This is a genomic window from Photobacterium kagoshimensis, assembly GCF_050337045.1.
In the GTDB taxonomy this organism is placed as follows: Bacteria; Pseudomonadota; Gammaproteobacteria; order Enterobacterales; family Vibrionaceae; genus Photobacterium; species Photobacterium kagoshimensis.
Genome location: NZ_JAKJSO010000022.1, coordinates 57,502 through 75,200 on the forward strand (window position 1 = coordinate 57,502; position 17,699 = coordinate 75,200).

Genomic DNA, 17,699 nt, shown 5'->3' on the forward strand with positions numbered 1-17,699 from the left:
TGACGAATAGCCAGCCTGTGCTGGCTATTTTTTTATGTGAATTAAGCGGCTAATGACAATTTTATGTAAAAGCTAATTACATAAATGTGAAAAAAAATAACGAAATCCTCTTTCATTATCTGAGCGTTTGTTGTACAGTTACTGACGTAGGGTACAGAGGTAAGATGTTCTATCTTTCAGACCTTTTGTTTCACGTTATTGGATTTGGCTGATTCAGCCGCCCTGGTCTTTTGACCGGGGCGTTTTTTATTGGGCCAAAGAAAAATTATGCTCCTCCTGCTTTTTCCCTTTTCTTTATTGCACCATCATTTCCCTTTAATTTAATGTATTGTCACTGTTGAAGCCTGCTGTGGCGGTAGTTGTAATGATCTGGCCACCATAGGGCAAGGTTAACGTTTCTTTTATATCGATATAAATCAAGTTGAGTATAAAAACCCCGTTGCAGTGCAATCGCATAATAATTAGAGTAATTACTTTAATTTAAACAACGATGCGGTATAATGGCGTTAGCTTCTTGTTCATATTTGTACAGAACAAGGTGACCATTTGTCGCTTTGTTTACAAATAAATGAAATCGCCACCCACTTTTTAGCGGTGGCTTTTTTTTGTCTGAAATTTGAGTTTTGTAATAAAATTTCACTAAGGTATGCGAGGGTGTGTCTTTTTAGTGCTGTTAATTTGCAATAAAAAACAACTAAATGGATTTTGTTGGTTAAGTCACTAAAAGATGATGTTTCGGCTGTAAAGCCGTGATAAAACCTGAGGTATGGCTGTTGAAAAAATCAATAAAGGTAGGACAAAAAACTTGCGTTGGGTTGGGAAATCATTGATCCTTTTTGAACAAAAATAAAAACCTCCTATTTCTCTCCCGTTGCCCCACCATGCTGGTGGGGAATTTTTATTGCTCTGTCCTTAGAGCAATAAATGGCAGATACAGTAAACTTAATCGTCAGTGTTTTCGCTGATCGGCGCTTCGCCATCTTCCGCCAAGAATGCTTGTTGGCGTTCTAGCTCTGGCGTAAACCATTCCGTTAATTTCGCACGCACTTGATCGACACCCAGTCCTTTCAATGATGAGAAAAACTCGACTTGTACATCGCCACCGAAAGATAATGAATCTTTACGGGTTTTCATCAGCTGCTGTTTACGCGCACCACTTTTCAGTTTGTCGGCTTTGGTTAACAAGACGAGAACAGGTAAACGGCTTTCAACCGCCCACATGATCATCTGTTGGTCCAAATCTTTCATTGGATGACGGATATCCATCAATACCACCAGACCTTGTAGACATTCGCGCTTTTGCAGGTATTCACCCAGTGCACGTTGCCATTTTTTCTTCATTTCTAGCGGCACTTGGGCAAAGCCATAGCCTGGCAAATCGATCAGGTTACAACCCGGCGTCACCTCAAACATATTGATCAGCTGAGTACGACCTGGAGTTTTAGACGTACGCGCTAAGCCCTTCTGGTCGGTCAGGCGGTTAAGTGCGCTTGACTTACCAGCATTAGAGCGACCAGCAAATGCGATTTCAACGCCAGTGTCAGTAGGCAAGTGGCGGATGTCAGGTGCACTTGTGATAAAACGTGTATTTCTATAGTTGAGAAGTTGATTCACTGTTAACTCCGTCAAGTCTTCATGTAGTCGACTGATTACTTTTATGTGAAATTGTGTAAAATATATTTAACCGTGCTCGGTTTGTGGTCGATTGTATACCATGTTGCTGAGCATTACTTGTGGTACTGGAAGCTCAATAATTATAAACGGAATGTCATGAAGAAATTAGTATTGATATTGTCTCTTCTTGCCAGTTGCTCAGCCTGGGCGCAGGGAGACGCAGAAGCAGGGAAAGCGAAAGCTGCCACATGTGCAGCTTGTCATGGTGCCGATGGAAATAGCATTATGGCGCAATACCCTAAAATTGCTGGTCAGCACCCTGGCTATTTGGAAAAGCAGCTGAAAGAATTTAAGTTAGGTATTACCTCTGGTGGTCAGCAAGGTCGAAATGATCCTGTGATGAGTGCAATGGCGATGCCGTTATCAGAGCAAGATATGTCAGACCTTGCGGCATATTATGCGTCTTTACCTATCTCAGATAGCACCACACCAGAGTCTTCGATTGAAATTGGTCAGCAACTTTACCGTTTTGGTGATGCCGAGCGCGGTATTGCCGCCTGTACTGCGTGTCATGGCCCTCGAGGTAATGGTACTAGCTTGTCTGGCTTTCCTAAAATTTCAGGTCAGAATGCGGAATACGTGAAACTGCAATTGGAAAAATTCCGGGCAGGTCAGCGCCAAAATGATATGAACACTATGATGCGTGCGGTAGCCGCAAAATTGAGTGATGGCGAAATTACCGCGCTGTCGCAGTATGTTGGTGGCTTACACTGATAGATGGCAGTGTGGAAAAAGCAGCTTAGGCTGCTTTTTTTGTTTCTAAATAACAGCAGTGCAGTTGAAACTTGTCTTAAATCTGCGAAAGCTGACTGGCGTGTGCGAGATCGGCTATTCGTGATGGTTGTTCAGGCTGAATAAATCACAAGAAATAGCAGTAAATTTCTTTATTTATAACGCGTTAGCTTTATTGAAAAAATCTTACAATGATTTTCTCTTTTTATAGTGCCTTGTTTGACCTTGGTATTCGCGTAAAGTTATCCCTGTCGACAAGGAGAGCGGCAAGGAAACAGGAAGCGCCATAGATTGGCATGAGCAGGAGCTCAAAGGATACAAGGCAGTCTGGTTCGGATACCAAATAATTCGTAGGATGCGAAATAGGATACCTAGGACGGGACTCAAGGATTACGCATTAGTGTGAGACAGATACATGAAGGAATCGTGTATCCACATGGATGGTGAATTTTGTTATCAGGATGATGACGCGCTTATGGAAAGCCAGCTTAGGATTAGCTGCCGACACAGGATGTGTGAAGGATTGTGAAAATTCATCAGGATGATGAAGAACAACAATGTTTGGCAAGGAAAGCACCAATAACAAAAGGATTATTGTCAAACCGGGATGTTTTTAAACTGGTTATGGACGACTAGACAGAATTTAGCCAGCGATGGCCACTCATAGAGCGATAGGCGTAAGCCTGTCGCTTTTTTCTTTATGGCGTTTCTGTTATGTTTCAGCCCATTCTTTGCTTAGGAAGGGAGTCATCATGCAGACATGTCCACTTTGCGATTGTGTAGCGGTTGCGACTTTTTATGAAGATCGCCTCAGGCCGTACTATCACTGTTCACAGTGTGCATTGATTTTTGCCGACCCTTCCTTTCAGCTGTCTGCTGAGCAAGAAAAAAAAGTGTATCAACAGCACCAAAATAATCCCCTCGATCAGGGCTATCGTCATTTCCTTAACCGGTTAGCGGCCCCTTTAGTTGCCAAACTCGATCCCCCTCCATTAACCGGGCTTGATTTTGGCAGTGGCCCAGGGCCGACATTATCCGTAATGTTGAGCGAGATGGGGTATAATATGACGATATATGATCCCTATTTTGCTTATGAGCCATCAGTATTGAGGCAAGAGTATGATTTTGTTACTTGTACTGAGGCAATTGAGCACTTTAATACGCCTGCTAAGGAATGGGGGCAGCTAGTTAATTTGGTTAAAACCGGCGGTTGGCTGGGCATAATGACCAAACTAGCACCTAATACCGATGATTTCGCACATTGGTATTATAAAAACGACCCAACCCATGTGAGCTTCTTCAGCCGTGAGACGTTCCGCTATTTAGCGCGGCGTGACGGACTGGAAGTTGAATTTGTTGGCAATGATGTAATTTTGCTGAGGAAGACCCAGTAATGACTCGTAAGAAAAAAGCCCGTAAAGTCGGCAGTGAAGGCCCTGCGGTATATCGCGAAAAATCAGCTTCGCAAACTGAACTCGATGCACGTAAACGTCAGAAAGACAAAAAGCGTAAAGGGTTAAAATCAGGTAGCCGTCACTCAGCGGGCCTTGATGAGCAACAAAAAGGCAAAGGCCGTGCGAAAGATCCACGTCTAGGTAGCAAAAAGCCGATTCCACTGATTGTGGATACTAAGCCTAAGAGCAAGAAAGAACGCCGTTTAAGCGCAGAGCAAGAGCTAGCGATGCTCGAAAACGATGCACAATTAATGGTGCTACTTGACCGTATTGAAGCGGGTGAATCGCTTGGTGCTGGTCTGCAAAAACAAGTGGATGACAAGCTAGATCGCATCGAACGATTGATGAAGCAGCTTGGTCTTCTGGATGAAGAGCCTGCTGAAGCAGCGATGCCTGTCGCGAAAGGTCCTAAATCTGATGATGACTTGCTGGATCAGTTTGAAAACATGGGCTTTGACGATTTCGACAAGGAGTAACCCTTGCAGGATATGACACTGTGGTTAGGTCTTGCTGGGAGTATCGTGACGGTACTCGCGTGTTACGCAGGCTATTTGTTATTAAAACTGTACCAACAAAATCAACGCCATAAAGCATTTCTTGTTCGAGCTGAAGCGGAACAAGGTGAAAAGCTCAAACAGCGCAATGCTACAATTATGGAAAGCGTGTTTATCATCGCTGATGCGGGTAAACAGGCACAGTGTGATATGTCGGAAATCTCAATTCGACTGTATAAGCTGATGGAAGTCTTGCAAGGTGAGAAGGCGGTTAATTTTGCACAAACTTACCCTGCAATGAATGAACTTTACCAAGTGGTGAAAGACATGCCACGGGGTGAAGCGCGTAAGGCAATCCAAAAGCAAGAGCGTATGAAGCTGGATTTGGAACGAATGAAAGCGGAAGCGTGTTTGCAAGACAGCATTAAGCAAGAGCTTGATGCCATCCTCGCAACGAAATAAAAGCACCGCCTTGAAGCACGCAGTGATCAAGGCGGAGTTTATTCTTCTGATAACACGCAAGTGTTCTACATCTTTATTAACTTGTGGCACACTTAGCCATTAACAAAATCCCTACACTATTGGAATTACGCCATGTCGAACGAACAGATTATTTGGGATCAGGCACTGATCGAAAAGTATAACTATTCAGGGCCGCGTTACACCTCATACCCAACCGCACTGGAGTTTCATCAAGGCTTCACCGAGGCGGAGTTTGACAGCGCGTGCGCACAGTACCCTGACCGTAAACTGTCGTTGTATGTGCACATTCCATTTTGTCATAAGCTTTGTTATTACTGCGGTTGTAATAAGATTATTACCCGTCATCAACACAAAGCCGATCAGTACCTTGATGTACTAGAGCAAGAAATTCGTCAGCGCGGTAAAACAATGGGCCAACGCCAAGTGAGCCAACTTCACTGGGGCGGCGGTACACCAACATTTTTGACTAAACCGCAAGTGACGCGATTAATGACAATATTGCGTGAGCAATTCAGCTTTGATGCCGATGCTGAAATCAGTATCGAAGTTGACCCACGTGAAATTGAATTGGATATGCTGGATCACTTACGTAGCGAAGGCTTTAACCGTCTCAGTATTGGGGTGCAGGATTTCAATAAAGAAGTACAAAAACTGGTTAACCGTGAGCAAGATGAAGAATTTATTTTTGCTATGGTACAGCGCGCGAAAGAGTTGGGTTTCCGCTCGACCAACCTTGATTTGATCTACGGTCTACCGAAGCAAAATCAGGCGTTATTTGCTGATACTTTAAAACAAGTACTTGAGATGAAGCCAGGCCGCCTTTCTGTTTTTAATTACGCACACATGCCAAGCTTGTTTGCTGCGCAGCGTAAAATTAAAGATGAAGATTTGCCAGCCGCGAAAGAAAAGCTCGCCATGCTGCAAGATACCATTGCCACCTTAACGGGCGAGGGTTATCAATTTATCGGTATGGATCACTTTGCTCTGCCTGAAGATGAGTTGGCAGTGGCACAGCGTGAAGGTATTTTGCACCGCAATTTCCAAGGTTACACAACCCAAGGCGACTGTGATTTACTTGGCTTTGGTGTGTCGGCGATTTCGATGATTGGTGATTGCTACGCGCAGAACCAAAAAGAGCTTAAAGCGTATTACGCCGATGTGAATGATCACAACCATGCCTTGTGGAAAGGGGTCGGTTTAGACGCGGATGATTTACTACGCCGTGAAGTGATTAAAGCGCTGATCTGTAATTTCCAGTTAGACAAGAAAGCGATCGAAGCTGAATTTAATCTCGATTTTGATAGCTACTTCGCCGAAGATTTAGAGTTACTACAAACTTTCATTAACGATGAGTTGGTAACTGTGAGCGATGATCTGATTTTTGTTGAGTTAAAAGGTCGTCTATTGATCCGCAATATTTGTATGTGTTTCGATAAGTACTTGCGTGACCGCGCCCGTCAGCAGCAGTTCTCTCGCGTTATCTAGGTTTATAAAGCCCAATGCAAAAAAGCCGCACTATCTCAGATAGTGCGGCTTTTTTAATGTGCTTTCAAACTTGGTTTAGTTTGAAAACATATTTACTGCGGCTATTAAAGCCAGTACCCCAGCTGCAAAATGGTTAATACCACCTGCGGCTAAATCACTGACGGCTGGCATAGCCACGCTGACTGAAAGTAGGCTTTCAAGCATGGAATTTCCCCACAATGACGTTATTTAAACGGTTACCGATAGCAATATCGGCAGCTGAAAACTGTAAAGTGGGCGTATTCTACGCGAAATATTGCTATTGGAAACTGTTTTTGCGCAATATTTCATCAATTTATTAGGCGCGTTTGGCCGCTTTATCTTTCAACTTTTGTTTTTCACTGTCTGATAAGAACGCCAGTTCCAAGCCGTTGATTTGGGTTTGGCGAATTTGATCTTGGCTAAGACCGACTTTGGGTGCTGCGACTTCGTATTCGTATGGCAGCTCTATACCTTCTACAGCAGGATCATCGGTGTTCAGACAAGCCAGAATGCCGTGCTCAAGGAATTGCTTCACTGGGTGAGATTGGTATGACTCAACGGTACTGGTTTGAATGTTAGATGTTAGGCAAGATTCAATACCGATTTTGTTTGCTGCGAGGTAATCCATCAGTTTTGGATCGTGAATCGCTTTGACGCCGTGACCAATACGTACCGCGCCAAGCTCTTGAATTGCTTGCCACATGCTCTCCGGGCCCGCAGCTTCACCAGCGTGAACCGTCACACGAAGGTTGGCATCACGTACTTGTTTGAAGTGCTTCACAAACTGATCGCCAGGTTGGCCCAGTTCGTCACCGGCGAGATCGATAGCCACCAAGTTTTCTTTTTGTGTTAGCAATGCATCGAGTTCTTGTTGGCAAGCCTCAATCCCAAAAGTACGGCTCATGATGCCAATCAGGTTAGCTTGTACGTCGAAATCGCGACAACCCGCTTTTACCCCATCAACAACAGCTTCAACTACCCCAGCGACAGGCAGGTTGTGCTTCATTGCCATGTAATATGGCGAGAAACGTAATTCTGCATAGTCGATCTTTGCATTCAGGGCATCTTCGACATTTTCATAGGCTACGCGGCGACATGCGTCGAGATCGCCTAATACTGCCACACCCCAATCGAGTTTCGACAGGAATGCCACCAAACTTGGTTCAGCTTCAACAATTTGTACGTGGGGACGCAACGCTTCAATATCATTAGCTGGCAGGGTCATACCAAATTGTTGGCCTAGCTCTAAGATAGTTTGGATACGGATATTACCGTCAAGGTGGCGGTGGATATCTGTAAGAGGAAGGTGCTTAGTAATCATAATTATGGGTGCCCCAATTGAAGTCTGTGAAAATCTGGTGCGTTATTATACGCAAAGCAGAAAATACTATCAGTATAGTCAGCACTGATATTCAGTCGATGAATGGCTCTTTGCTGGTTTGTTTACCATATCTGTTGACCATTCGTTTAATGGTTTGGGCTTAGCGTAGTAAAACCCTTGTGCGTAGCGACAACCTAACTGTTTTAACTTCGCTGCTTGTTCGGCGGTTTCGACGCCTTCTGCTACTGTGTCAGCGTGGAAGTTATTCGCCATAGTAACCACGGCGGCAATAATGGTGCTGTAATTTTCGGTCACCATCATCTGATTGACGAACGAGCGGTCTATTTTCAGGCTGTTAAACGGCAGCTGAGTCAGGTACGCCAGTGAAGAATAACCCGTACCAAAATCATCAATGGCAATATGAACCCCTAAGGCTTGAATTTGATTCAAAATGTGGGTGCTTAGCAAAGGTTGGCTGACTAAGCGTGATTCCGTGACCTCGAGAGTCAGATTACCAGCAGGTAGCTGGGTCTGTTCCAATACCACTTTTAATTGTTCAATAAAGCCGGCTTGTAGCAGTTGGCATACCGACAAATTCACGTGTAAAGAGAAGTCTTTCGGCCAACCTCCGCTATGAATTTGGTGATAGGCTTGCAGGCATGCTTGGTACAAAATTTGGTGGCCAATTTCGATGATCATGCCGTTATCTTCAGCAAGCGGAATGAATTTAATGGGTGGCACTAAGCCTCGACTCGGGCTATTCCAGCGCACTAAAGCCTCTGCGCCACAGACTTTATTATGGCGTAAGTCGATGATCGGCTGGTAATACACTTCGAATTCATGATTATCGATAGCGTGTTTGAGCTCTGCGGTTAAACGGGTTTGTTCGAGTGATGCTGTCATCATGCGGGGTTGATAATGGCAGTAGAGCGGGTACTCGTGTTGTTTCGCTTCACTGAGCGCTAAGCTGGCATTACGAATCCATTCATTGATGCCATTATCAGGTAATGGACCTGAAACTATACCTGCCCGCGCGCGTAGCATGACATCAATACCATCGATCATAAAAGGACGATGGAACACGGCTAAGGCGTGCTTAGCCAGTTGTTCTATGTGTTCAGCAGCAACGATGTGTTGACTAAATAGCGCAAACTCATCACGCCCGACTCGGCTAAGCTGGACATCACTTGGTGCTAGGTGTTGGAAGCGAGTGGCAATTTGTATCAGTAACTGATCGCCATTGATATGGCCTAAACTATCGTTAATATTTCTAAATGACTTCAACCCGATCAAGACTAACCCCGCGTCACTTCCTACTGGCAGTTTATCGGTTTTTTCGACTAAGCCTTGCTGGCTCAATAACCCGGTTAAATTATCAAACAGTACATGTTTTCTCAGTGAGTTAAATGACTGCTGCAAGCGGTGTGACATGGACTTGATGGAGTTAATTAGCAACTGGGTTTCTTTTAGCGAGACACTTTCATGAACTGGGATTTCCCAGTGATTTTCGGTGAGTTTTTTGGACGCTTCTGCAATTTCTGTAATAGGGCGAGTGATGAGCCCTAATACGGATAAGCCAATTAAGAGCCCGCCGCCGCCGAGGATCAAGGCGGCAATTAGCCCCATCATTTGTTGCTGGGGCAGTTGTCCCAGCAGGTCGGTTTCCGCAGTGGTGACAACAATCGACCAATTTAAATTGTATTTATCTTGGTAGGGCGTGATGCGGCTGAAATAGCGTGTATTGTCGTATGAAAATGAAAAGCCAGTACTGCGCTGTCGCGTATTCAGCTGATGGTTTTGAATATATTGACCGCTCGCTGCAATCAAAGGGGAAGTACTGTTTGATGGAGGCAGCCGTTTAAAAGCGTTACTTAAGAGTTTTTGACTTTCTGAGGTCGCAATTAGCAGACCTTTGTCATCGAGAATGTAAGTGGCGCCGGTAGTTGAACGGGCATCGTTGGCTAGAAAGTCGTTAATGTGGCTAAGGTTAATGTCGGTGACCGTCACGCCGATCAGGCGCTCATGTTGCATCACAGGTGATACGGCAGAAATGGTGAGGGTTTGGTTCTCATCCATATTGGTGTAAACATCAGACCAACCAGCTTGGCGACCTTGAGCAAACGGTGCATACCAAGGACGTTCAAGTGGATTGTAATTTTTGATTTTATGGCTGGTCGGGTGGTGGTAGCTACTGCCTTCAAAGATATATAAATCCTTGGCAGTGCGTTGATCTTTGAGCAGCAACGAGTATTGCTGGTTTTTTTCTTTTCGATAGCCAACAAGGTATTTATCTTCGCTGGCAAAGGCAATGGTGTTGATTTGCTTTTGGCTGATATAAATCGAGGATATTGCATCGAACAAATAGCCTTCAAGCACAGTGAGCGTCGGGGGTTGGTACAAACGGTGGCGTTGAATGCTATCAGCTAAGGTTTGATTGGTTTTGAACGGGTCGCCCAGAAATAAATTTAAGTCGTTACTGATGTTTTTGGTGTACGAAGAGAGCAGCTTATTACTGACTGCCGACAACATACGTTCATAACTATTATGTTGCGCGATTGCGATGATACCTATGGTTAGGAGTAGGATCATAGTAAAAGGTAACATCACCGCAGTGCGGAGCGTCAACATAGGAAGACGAATCATTGTTATGAGAGTGTCGTACAGTACAAAAGGATAAGAGATAGTGTCTTATCTTGTAGGGTGATGCAACCTAACAAAGGGGAGGACGCGCATTTTGTTGTGGTTAAATGCGCGCGTAAATACTCGTCTTAGTCGGTATGACAAAGCAAGGTGAAACAGGTTACTTATCTTGCTGGCAATGGCAGTGATGCCTTCTTAATTATTCACTCCCAGCTCTTTTAATTTTCGGGTGAGCGTGTTGCGTCCCCAACCCAATAATTTTGCGGCTTCTTGCTTATGACCATGGGTATGGGCTAGTGCGGTATCGAGCAATATTTTTTCAAAGGCAGGTAAGGCCTCGCTCAGTAAGTCGTGCTCACCCTGGCTCAAGGCCGCTTTTGCCCAGTTAGCTAAAGCATGGTGCCAATCAGGTTGGTCGCCTGTTTGCATTGTTGCCGTTGGCTGGCTTAATTCAGGTGGCAGATCGGCAGGCAGGATCTCTTTACCACTGGCCATCACAGTGAGCCATCGGCAGGTATTCTCTAATTGGCGCACATTACCGGGCCAATCTAACTCAGACAATATTGTCTCGGTGCTTGGGTGCAGGGTTTTCATCTCAACCGCCAATTCATCAGCCGCGCGCTGTAAGAAATGCTGGGTCAGTTGGGGGATATCTTGGCGACGATCTTTAAGTGCTGGCAAATGCACCCGAATCACATTGAGGCGGTGGAATAAATCCTCACGAAAATCCCCTTCGGCAACAAGGCGCTCAAGGTGTTGGTGAGTCGCCGCAATGATCCGCACATCGACATTTACGGGTGAGTGACCACCGACTCGATAAAACTGCCCATCGGCTAACACGCGTAATAAGCGAGTCTGGATGTCGAGTGGCATATCACCGATTTCATCCAAAAAAAGTGTGCCGCCATTGGCTTGCTCAAAGCGACCTTGACGCACGCTGTTAGCGCCCGTAAAGGCGCCCTTTTCATGGCCAAATAATTCAGACTCAATCAAGTCTTTCGGTATCGCCGCCATGTTGAGGGCAATGAATGCCGCTTGTTTACGTGGGCTGTGGCGGTGCAGTGCCTGCGCAACCAATTCTTTCCCTGTGCCTGATTCGCCGTTGATCAGCACAGAAATTGAAGAGCGCGATAAGCGCCCGATTGCCCGAAAGACTTCTTGCATCGCAGGGGCTTCACCAATGATTTCAGGCGCAGGCTTGAGTACTTGTTCGGGTTGCTGGCGCTTTTGTTCTTGGCTATGGCTGACGGCGCGTTCGACTAAGCTGACGGTTTCATCAATATCAAAGGGTTTAGGTAAATACTCAAAAGCTCCTTCTTGGTAGGCGTTCACGGCAGCATCAAGATCGGAGTGGGCGGTCATAATGATAACAGGCAGTGTCGGGTGATCTTGTTGTAAGCCTTTAAGCAGAGTTAGGCCATCGGTGCCAGGCATACGAATATCGGAGACGAGCACATCAGGCACGCTGCGCTCTAATGCCTCGAGTACGCTGTCCGCATCGGCGAAGGTTTCACAGTGCATGCCTGCGGCAATTAAGGTGCGCTCTAACACCCAGCGGATTGAACTGTCGTCATCGACAACCCAAATCATTCCTTTGCTCATATATGCCTCCTAAGTTGGTTGTTGACCAAGTTATTGTGATTATTTTATCGGAAGAAAGATGGTGAATTGGGTGTGACCAGGCCAACTTAATACTTCAATTTTGCCTTGGTGTTGATCGATCAGGTTACGGGCAATTGATAGCCCAAGGCCCGTTCCGCCATCACGACCTGTAACCATGGGGTAAAACAAGGTGTCTTGAATATCACTCGGGATCCCTGGGCCATTATCAATAATGTCGATTTTTGCGGCGACCCGAAAACGCTTACCGTGGATCAAAGCTTGATGGGCAGTGCGTGTTTTTAAGGTAATGCGGCCTTGTGAAGTATCGCGCAATGCGAGCGCCGCATTACTGACGATATTTAATAGGGCTTGCTCAAGCTGCTCTGGATCCATGGTGAAATCGGGTAGGCTCGGATCGTAATCACGGGCTATGGTGATGTCATCGTTATTGTCTAGGCTCACGAGCTGGCGCACTTTCTCTAACACCACGTGAATATTATCGACCTGACGATTGCCTGGCCGCTGCGGCCCTAATAGGCGATCGACTAAGTTTCTCAACCTATCTGCTTGCTCGATAATCATTTGGGTATATTCGGTGTAGCTGGGGTCGGGTAGGGTTTTTTCCAATAGTTGGGCTGCGCCGCGTAACCCCCCTAAGGGATTTTTGATTTCATGGGCTAAGCCACGTACCAGCTCTTTAGCCGCTTGCTGCTGCACGTACTGGCTCTGTTCTTGACTGATCCGACGTTGTTGGTCGATAGGTTTAAGTTCAAGCAAGATCAGTAGCTCTTTTTGCCATGACACTGGGCTCGCATTGAGTTCTAAGGAGTGGTGGCGGCCATCAATAACAAAGGTAACATCGCTATCGGCTAATCCCTGCCCGCTTTGTAAGGTGGCTTGAACTAGGCCCAGATCGAGTGAAGCGTGTTGCAGTAAATCAGGGAAATGGCTGTGAGTGAGTCGCCGCTGGCTGGAGGCAAAGAGTTGCTCGGTGGCTGGATTAACGTAGCGAATAGTGAGCTCCTCGTCGAGCAGCACAATTGCAGTCACCAGATTATCTAAAATAAGCGGCGTAAATTCAGCAGTCACGATTATCTTCCTTGTGGTGCGCCATTCTGAAGTTTAGCCCTCAGAAAATCGCATTGCACTATATTGGTGCAATCAAGTGTAACCTGTCTGTCTACCGAGTGATAGCTATGTTGCTAACACTGTGCGCTTACTCCCTGATGGTAGCGGCTATGGCCCCCTAGGATGAAGGCGTGATGCGCGATGCAGAAAGACAGTGATCTTCTCTGATGATGCAATAACCTTGCCGTATTTTAATAACTTAACTTGTAGCTGGTGGCTACCACGATCAATATCGACTAAACGCCAATCGAGCTGGGTTTGGCTTTTGCCATAGGCTTTGCCATCGAGGTATAACTTGGCACTATGGCCTTTATCCATGGTGCGATTAGCCACAGCGGAAAGCGTGATGATGCCTTCATTGTTGCGGATGGTTTGCTCATGCAAAGGCGCCATGATTTGGATGCTAGAAGTCGTAGTGTGCTGGGGGAGCTCAGTATCAAACAGTAAATGACGTTCGCCTTGAGCTGATTTTGCTTGCTGGGGCGAGGAAGAGACCTGGGTTGCTGTTTTTTTTGCAGGTAGCGGAACGTTAATATTCACTTCTTTGGCGTGATCATTGGGTTGGTCAGAAAAATGGACGGTGCCGTGTTCATCGGTCCACGTGTAGATTGTAGCTTGAGCGAGCGTCGTGATACTGGTAGCAAGCAGAATAATGACAGGAAACCATGGTTTGAACACGCGATAACCCAAAGCAAAAGAATGAATATGTAGAGGTTAGCGATTAGGCAGAGAGGGGCAATAATAAAACGACCCGCCTGTGAGGCGGGTCGAAGTCTTAAATACTGAGCTGTTTATCAGTTACTTATACTGAGTAGTAAAGTTCAAATTCAAGTGGGTGCGTTGTCATGTTTACTTTCGCAACATCTTGAGATTTTAGCTCGATGTAAGAGTCGATAAAGTCGTTCGAGAATACACCGCCAGATGTTAGGAACTCACGGTCTTCGTCGAGTGACTGTAGTGCGCCCTGTAGTGATTCAGCAACAGTTGGGATTTCCGCTGCTTCTTCTGCTGGTAGGTCGTACAAGTCTTTATCCATCGCTTCACCCGGGTGGATCTTGTTCTGGATACCGTCAAGGCCCGCCATTAGCATTGCTGCGAAGGCTAGGTATGGGTTGGCTGCTGGGTCACCGAAACGTACTTCGATACGACGTGCTTTCGGGCTAGGTACAACAGGAATACGGATTGACGCTGAACGGTTACGTGCAGAGTAAGCCAGCATCACAGGTGCTTCGAAGCCAGGAACCAGACGCTTGTATGAGTTTGTTGCTGGGTTAGCAAAGGCGTTGATGGCACGAGCGTGCTTGATGATACCGCCAATGTAGTAAAGCGCCATTTCAGATAGGCCGCCGTACTTGTCACCAGCAAACAGGTTTTGGCCATCTTTTGCGAGTGACATGTGAACGTGCATACCGCTGCCGTTATCACCTACCAGTGGTTTCGGCATGAAGGTTGCTGTTTTACCAAATGCGTGTGCGACGTTGTGAACAACGTATTTGTACACTTGGATTTCATCAGCTTTGGTTGTTAGCGTGTTGAAGCGGGTTGCGATTTCATTCTGACCTGCCGTCGCTACTTCATGGTGGTGAGCTTCAACAACCAGACCCATTTCTTCCATGATTAAACACATAGCTGAACGAATATCTTGTGATGAATCAACAGGAGCAACTGGGAAGTAACCGCCTTTCACACCAGGACGGTGACCTTTGTTACCGCCATCGAAATCAGAACCTGTGTTCCAAGCGGCTTCTACGTCATCGATTTTGAAGAAAGAGCCTGACATGTCAGTGTTGAACTTCACGTCATCAAATAGGAAAAACTCTGGCTCAGGACCAACCAGTACGTTATCAGCCAGGCCTGTTGAACGCATGAACTCTTCTGCGCGTTTAGCGATAGAGCGAGGGTCACGATCGTAACCTTGCATTGTCGCAGGCTCAAGGATGTCACAACGAATATTAAGTGTTGAATCTTCCGTGAATGGGTCGAGTACTGCGCTTGATGCGTCAGGCATCATCACCATGTCTGATTCATTAATGCCTTTCCAGCCAGCAACAGATGAACCATCAAACATTTTGCCTTCTTCAAAAAAATCGGCGTCGATTTGGTGAGAAGGAATAGAGATATGCTGCTCTTTACCTTTGGTATCGGTAAAACGTAGGTCAATAAACTTAACTTCATTTTCCTGGATCAGCGCTAGTACGTTTTCTACTGACATCTTGAGTAACCTCCGGTGTTAGATTGGGCAACTGGCCGCAAAACTTGTGCATTGCTCATTATGAGCTAACTGATTTAAGTTAAGCGAAAAGTGTGCCAATTTTTAAAGTCCCAAAAAATGCCCTTTTTTGGTGTTTTTGAGACGATGAGAATCCTTTTCTGCACAATTATGGTGAGCTAGATGCACCATTGTGGTGCAATTTAGTGGCTTGCCACTTTTTAGTGCGCCTACTACCTTATCGTAGGCGGGGTCGTTGTCAATTCCATTACTGGACGAACTTTCGCCATTATCGGCGACACTTTGCTGAAATGACAGTGTATTTTTCGTTACTCAAACTTTCGCTGAGACCAGTGTTTATAAGGGTTTAGCAGTATTTGAAAGATTAAATTCAAAAAGCTGGTGATATAAATCACATATTTCGTGGGTTTTGGCGTAAAATCTGTTAAATTATGAGCCGTTTTTTTAACCAAGTAGCTACCCGTTGGTCGCTGCATGTTCTGAGTGAATGTGAAATCCATGTCTAATCAACAGATCGATAAACTAAGAAATATCGCAATTATTGCTCACGTTGACCACGGTAAAACTACCCTGGTTGATAAGCTGTTACAGCAATCTGGTACGCTAGAAGGTCGCGGCGAAGCTGAAGAGCGCGTAATGGACTCTAACGATATCGAGAAAGAGCGTGGCATTACCATTCTTGCTAAGAACACAGCAATTAACTGGAATGACTACCGCATCAACATCGTAGATACCCCTGGACACGCCGATTTCGGTGGTGAAGTTGAGCGTATCATGTCGATGGTTGACTCTGTGCTTCTTATCGTTGATGCGGTTGATGGCCCAATGCCACAAACCCGTTTCGTAACGCAAAAAGCGTTCGCATACGGTCTTAAGCCAATCGTTGTAATCAACAAGATTGACCGTCCAGGTGCACGTCCTGAGTGGGTTATGGATCAAGTATTCGACCTATTCGACAACCTTGGCGCAACTGACGAACAACTAGACTTCACTGTTGTTTACGCATCAGCACTAAACGGCTGGGCAACAATGGAAGAAGGCGAAACTGGCGAGAACATGGAACCATTGTTCCAAGCTGTTGTTGACACAGTAGCGGCACCAGACGTTGATGTTGAAGGCTCGCTACAGATGCAAGTATCTCAACTTGATTACAGCTCTTACGTAGGTGTTATCGGTGTTGCTCGTATCGCTCGCGGTACAGTTAAGCCTAACCAACAAGTAACTATCGTTGGTGCTGACGGTAAGAAGCGTAACGGTAAAGTGGGTACGGTTCTTGGCTACCTTGGTCTTGAGCGCCACGAAGTTGAAGAAGCAAAAGCGGGTGACATCATCGCTATCACAGGTCTTGGTGAACTGAAAATTTCAGACACTATCTGTGACATCAACGAAGTTGAAGCACTTCCTGCGCTTTCTGTTGATGAACCAACAGTAACTATGACGTTCCAAGTAAACACTTCTCCGTTCGCGGGTAAAGAAGGTAAGTTCGTTACTTCACGTAACATCCTTGAGCGTCTACAAAAAGAATTAGTACACAACGTGGCACTTCGCGTTGAAGAAACTGATAACCCAGATCGTTTCCGTGTTTCAGGTCGTGGTGAACTTCACCTATCTATCCTGATCGAAAACATGCGTCGTGAAGGCTTCGAGCTAGCAGTATCTCGTCCAGAAGTAATCATCAAAGAAGAAGATGGTCAACTAATGGAACCGTTTGAAACTGTGACTATCGATGTTATCGAAGAGCACCAGGGCGGTATCATGGAAAACATCGGTTTACGTAAAGGTGAACTGACTGATATGGCACCAGATGGTAAAGGCCGTGTTCGCATGGACTTCATGATGCCTTCTCGTGGTCTTATCGGTTTCCAAACTGAGTTCATGACACTGACTTCAGGTTCTGGTCTTATCTACCACTCTTTCGATCACTACGGTGCTCACAAAGGCGGTACAATTGGTCAGCGTAACAACGGTGTTCTAATCTCGAACGCTACGGGTAAAGCCCTAACTTACGCACTATTCAACCTTCAAGAGCGCGGCCGTCTATTTGCAGAGCACGCTGATGAAGTATACGAAGGCCAAGTAATCGGTATTCACAACCGTGCAAACGACCTAACTGTTAACTGTCTTAAAGGTAAGCAGCTAACGAACGTTCGTGCATCTGGTACTGATGAAGCTCAAACGCTTTCTCCTGCTATCAAGTACACACTTGAGCAAGCACTAGAATTCATCGATAACGATGAGCTAGTAGAAGTAACACCAGTTAGCATTCGTATCCGTAAGAAATTGCTTACTGAGAACGATCGTAAACGTGCAGGCCGTGCAGCTAAGTAATTAGCCGCTAACCTCCGTTAAAAATCCCTCCATAGCGTATGCTGTGGGGGGATTTTTTTATGGCTAAAGATCAGGATTACTCCTCATACCAGAGCAAGGTTTGGTAT

At 45.7% G+C, this 17,699-nt stretch carries 15 protein-coding genes; 7 read left to right on the forward strand and 8 right to left on the reverse strand.

Annotated elements, in window-relative coordinates:
* The first annotated feature begins 164 nt into the window (after positions 1-164).
* On the forward strand, positions 165-212 hold the full coding sequence (gene spfP / locus L4C35_RS23250) for a small protein SpfP (RefSeq protein WP_438616993.1): 48 nt from the start codon (positions 165-167) through the stop codon (positions 210-212).
* 730 nt (positions 213-942) lie between these two features.
* On the opposite strand, the gene yihA is transcribed toward spfP, so the two are convergent.
* Entirely contained in the window at positions 943-1,614 is a 672-nt protein-coding gene (gene yihA, locus L4C35_RS19325; protein ID WP_428464431.1) for a ribosome biogenesis GTP-binding protein YihA/YsxC, read from the reverse strand.
* 156 nt (positions 1,615-1,770) lie between these two features.
* Between yihA and L4C35_RS19330 the strand changes: the two genes are divergently transcribed.
* From L4C35_RS19330 to hemN, 5 genes are all read left to right on the forward strand, one after another.
* A complete protein-coding gene (locus L4C35_RS19330) occupies positions 1,771-2,388 on the forward strand; it encodes a c-type cytochrome (protein ID WP_428464432.1) in 618 nt (205 codons plus the stop codon).
* 770 nt (positions 2,389-3,158) lie between these two features.
* A complete protein-coding gene (locus tag L4C35_RS19335) occupies positions 3,159-3,800 on the forward strand; it encodes a class I SAM-dependent methyltransferase (RefSeq protein ID WP_428464433.1) in 642 nt (213 codons plus the stop codon).
* Positions 3,800-4,336 carry a Der GTPase-activating protein YihI gene (gene yihI / locus L4C35_RS19340; RefSeq protein WP_428464434.1) on the forward strand — a complete coding sequence of 179 codons (537 nt, stop codon included), beginning with the start codon at positions 3,800-3,802 and terminating at the stop codon, positions 4,334-4,336. Before L4C35_RS19335 ends, yihI begins: the two co-directional genes overlap by 1 nt.
* Before the next feature lie 3 nt (positions 4,337-4,339).
* Positions 4,340-4,816, forward strand: a complete 477-nt coding sequence (locus tag L4C35_RS19345; RefSeq protein WP_428464435.1) for a DUF2489 domain-containing protein — start codon at positions 4,340-4,342, stop codon at positions 4,814-4,816.
* A gap of 132 nt (positions 4,817-4,948) precedes the next feature.
* The gene (gene hemN, locus L4C35_RS19350) at positions 4,949-6,322 is read left to right on the forward strand and encodes an oxygen-independent coproporphyrinogen III oxidase (protein ID WP_428464436.1); all 1,374 of its coding nucleotides are present in this window, start codon (positions 4,949-4,951) and stop codon (positions 6,320-6,322) included.
* A gap of 75 nt (positions 6,323-6,397) precedes the next feature.
* Here the strand turns inward: hemN and L4C35_RS19355 are convergent, their stop codons facing one another.
* From L4C35_RS19355 to glnA, 7 genes are all read right to left on the reverse strand, one after another.
* Positions 6,398-6,526: a hypothetical protein gene (locus L4C35_RS19355; RefSeq protein WP_261855995.1), complete on the reverse strand. Its 129-nt coding sequence runs from the start codon at positions 6,524-6,526 to the stop codon at positions 6,398-6,400.
* A 133-nt stretch (positions 6,527-6,659) separates the two neighbouring features.
* Complete coding sequence (gene add, locus L4C35_RS19360) at positions 6,660-7,664, reverse strand: adenosine deaminase (RefSeq protein ID WP_428464437.1); 1,005 nt, start codon at positions 7,662-7,664, stop codon at positions 6,660-6,662.
* A 78-nt stretch (positions 7,665-7,742) separates the two neighbouring features.
* The gene (locus L4C35_RS19365; protein WP_428464438.1) at positions 7,743-10,292 is read right to left on the reverse strand and encodes a bifunctional diguanylate cyclase/phosphodiesterase; all 2,550 of its coding nucleotides are present in this window, start codon (positions 10,290-10,292) and stop codon (positions 7,743-7,745) included.
* Between the two features lie 207 nt (positions 10,293-10,499).
* Complete coding sequence (gene glnG / locus L4C35_RS19370; protein WP_428464439.1) at positions 10,500-11,906, reverse strand: nitrogen regulation protein NR(I); 1,407 nt, start codon at positions 11,904-11,906, stop codon at positions 10,500-10,502.
* 39 nt (positions 11,907-11,945) lie between these two features.
* The gene (gene glnL, locus L4C35_RS19375; RefSeq protein WP_428464440.1) at positions 11,946-12,995 is read right to left on the reverse strand and encodes a nitrogen regulation protein NR(II); all 1,050 of its coding nucleotides are present in this window, start codon (positions 12,993-12,995) and stop codon (positions 11,946-11,948) included.
* Between the two features lie 147 nt (positions 12,996-13,142).
* Positions 13,143-13,712 carry a DUF4124 domain-containing protein gene (locus tag L4C35_RS19380; protein WP_428464441.1) on the reverse strand — a complete coding sequence of 190 codons (570 nt, stop codon included), beginning with the start codon at positions 13,710-13,712 and terminating at the stop codon, positions 13,143-13,145.
* 124 nt (positions 13,713-13,836) lie between these two features.
* Positions 13,837-15,246 carry a glutamate--ammonia ligase gene (gene glnA, locus L4C35_RS19385; protein WP_428464442.1) on the reverse strand — a complete coding sequence of 470 codons (1,410 nt, stop codon included), beginning with the start codon at positions 15,244-15,246 and terminating at the stop codon, positions 13,837-13,839.
* A 516-nt stretch (positions 15,247-15,762) separates the two neighbouring features.
* On the opposite strand from glnA, the gene typA reads away from it, so the two are divergent.
* Positions 15,763-17,592 carry a translational GTPase TypA gene (gene typA, locus L4C35_RS19390; protein WP_428464443.1) on the forward strand — a complete coding sequence of 610 codons (1,830 nt, stop codon included), beginning with the start codon at positions 15,763-15,765 and terminating at the stop codon, positions 17,590-17,592.
* Positions 17,593-17,699 lie beyond the last annotated feature (107 nt).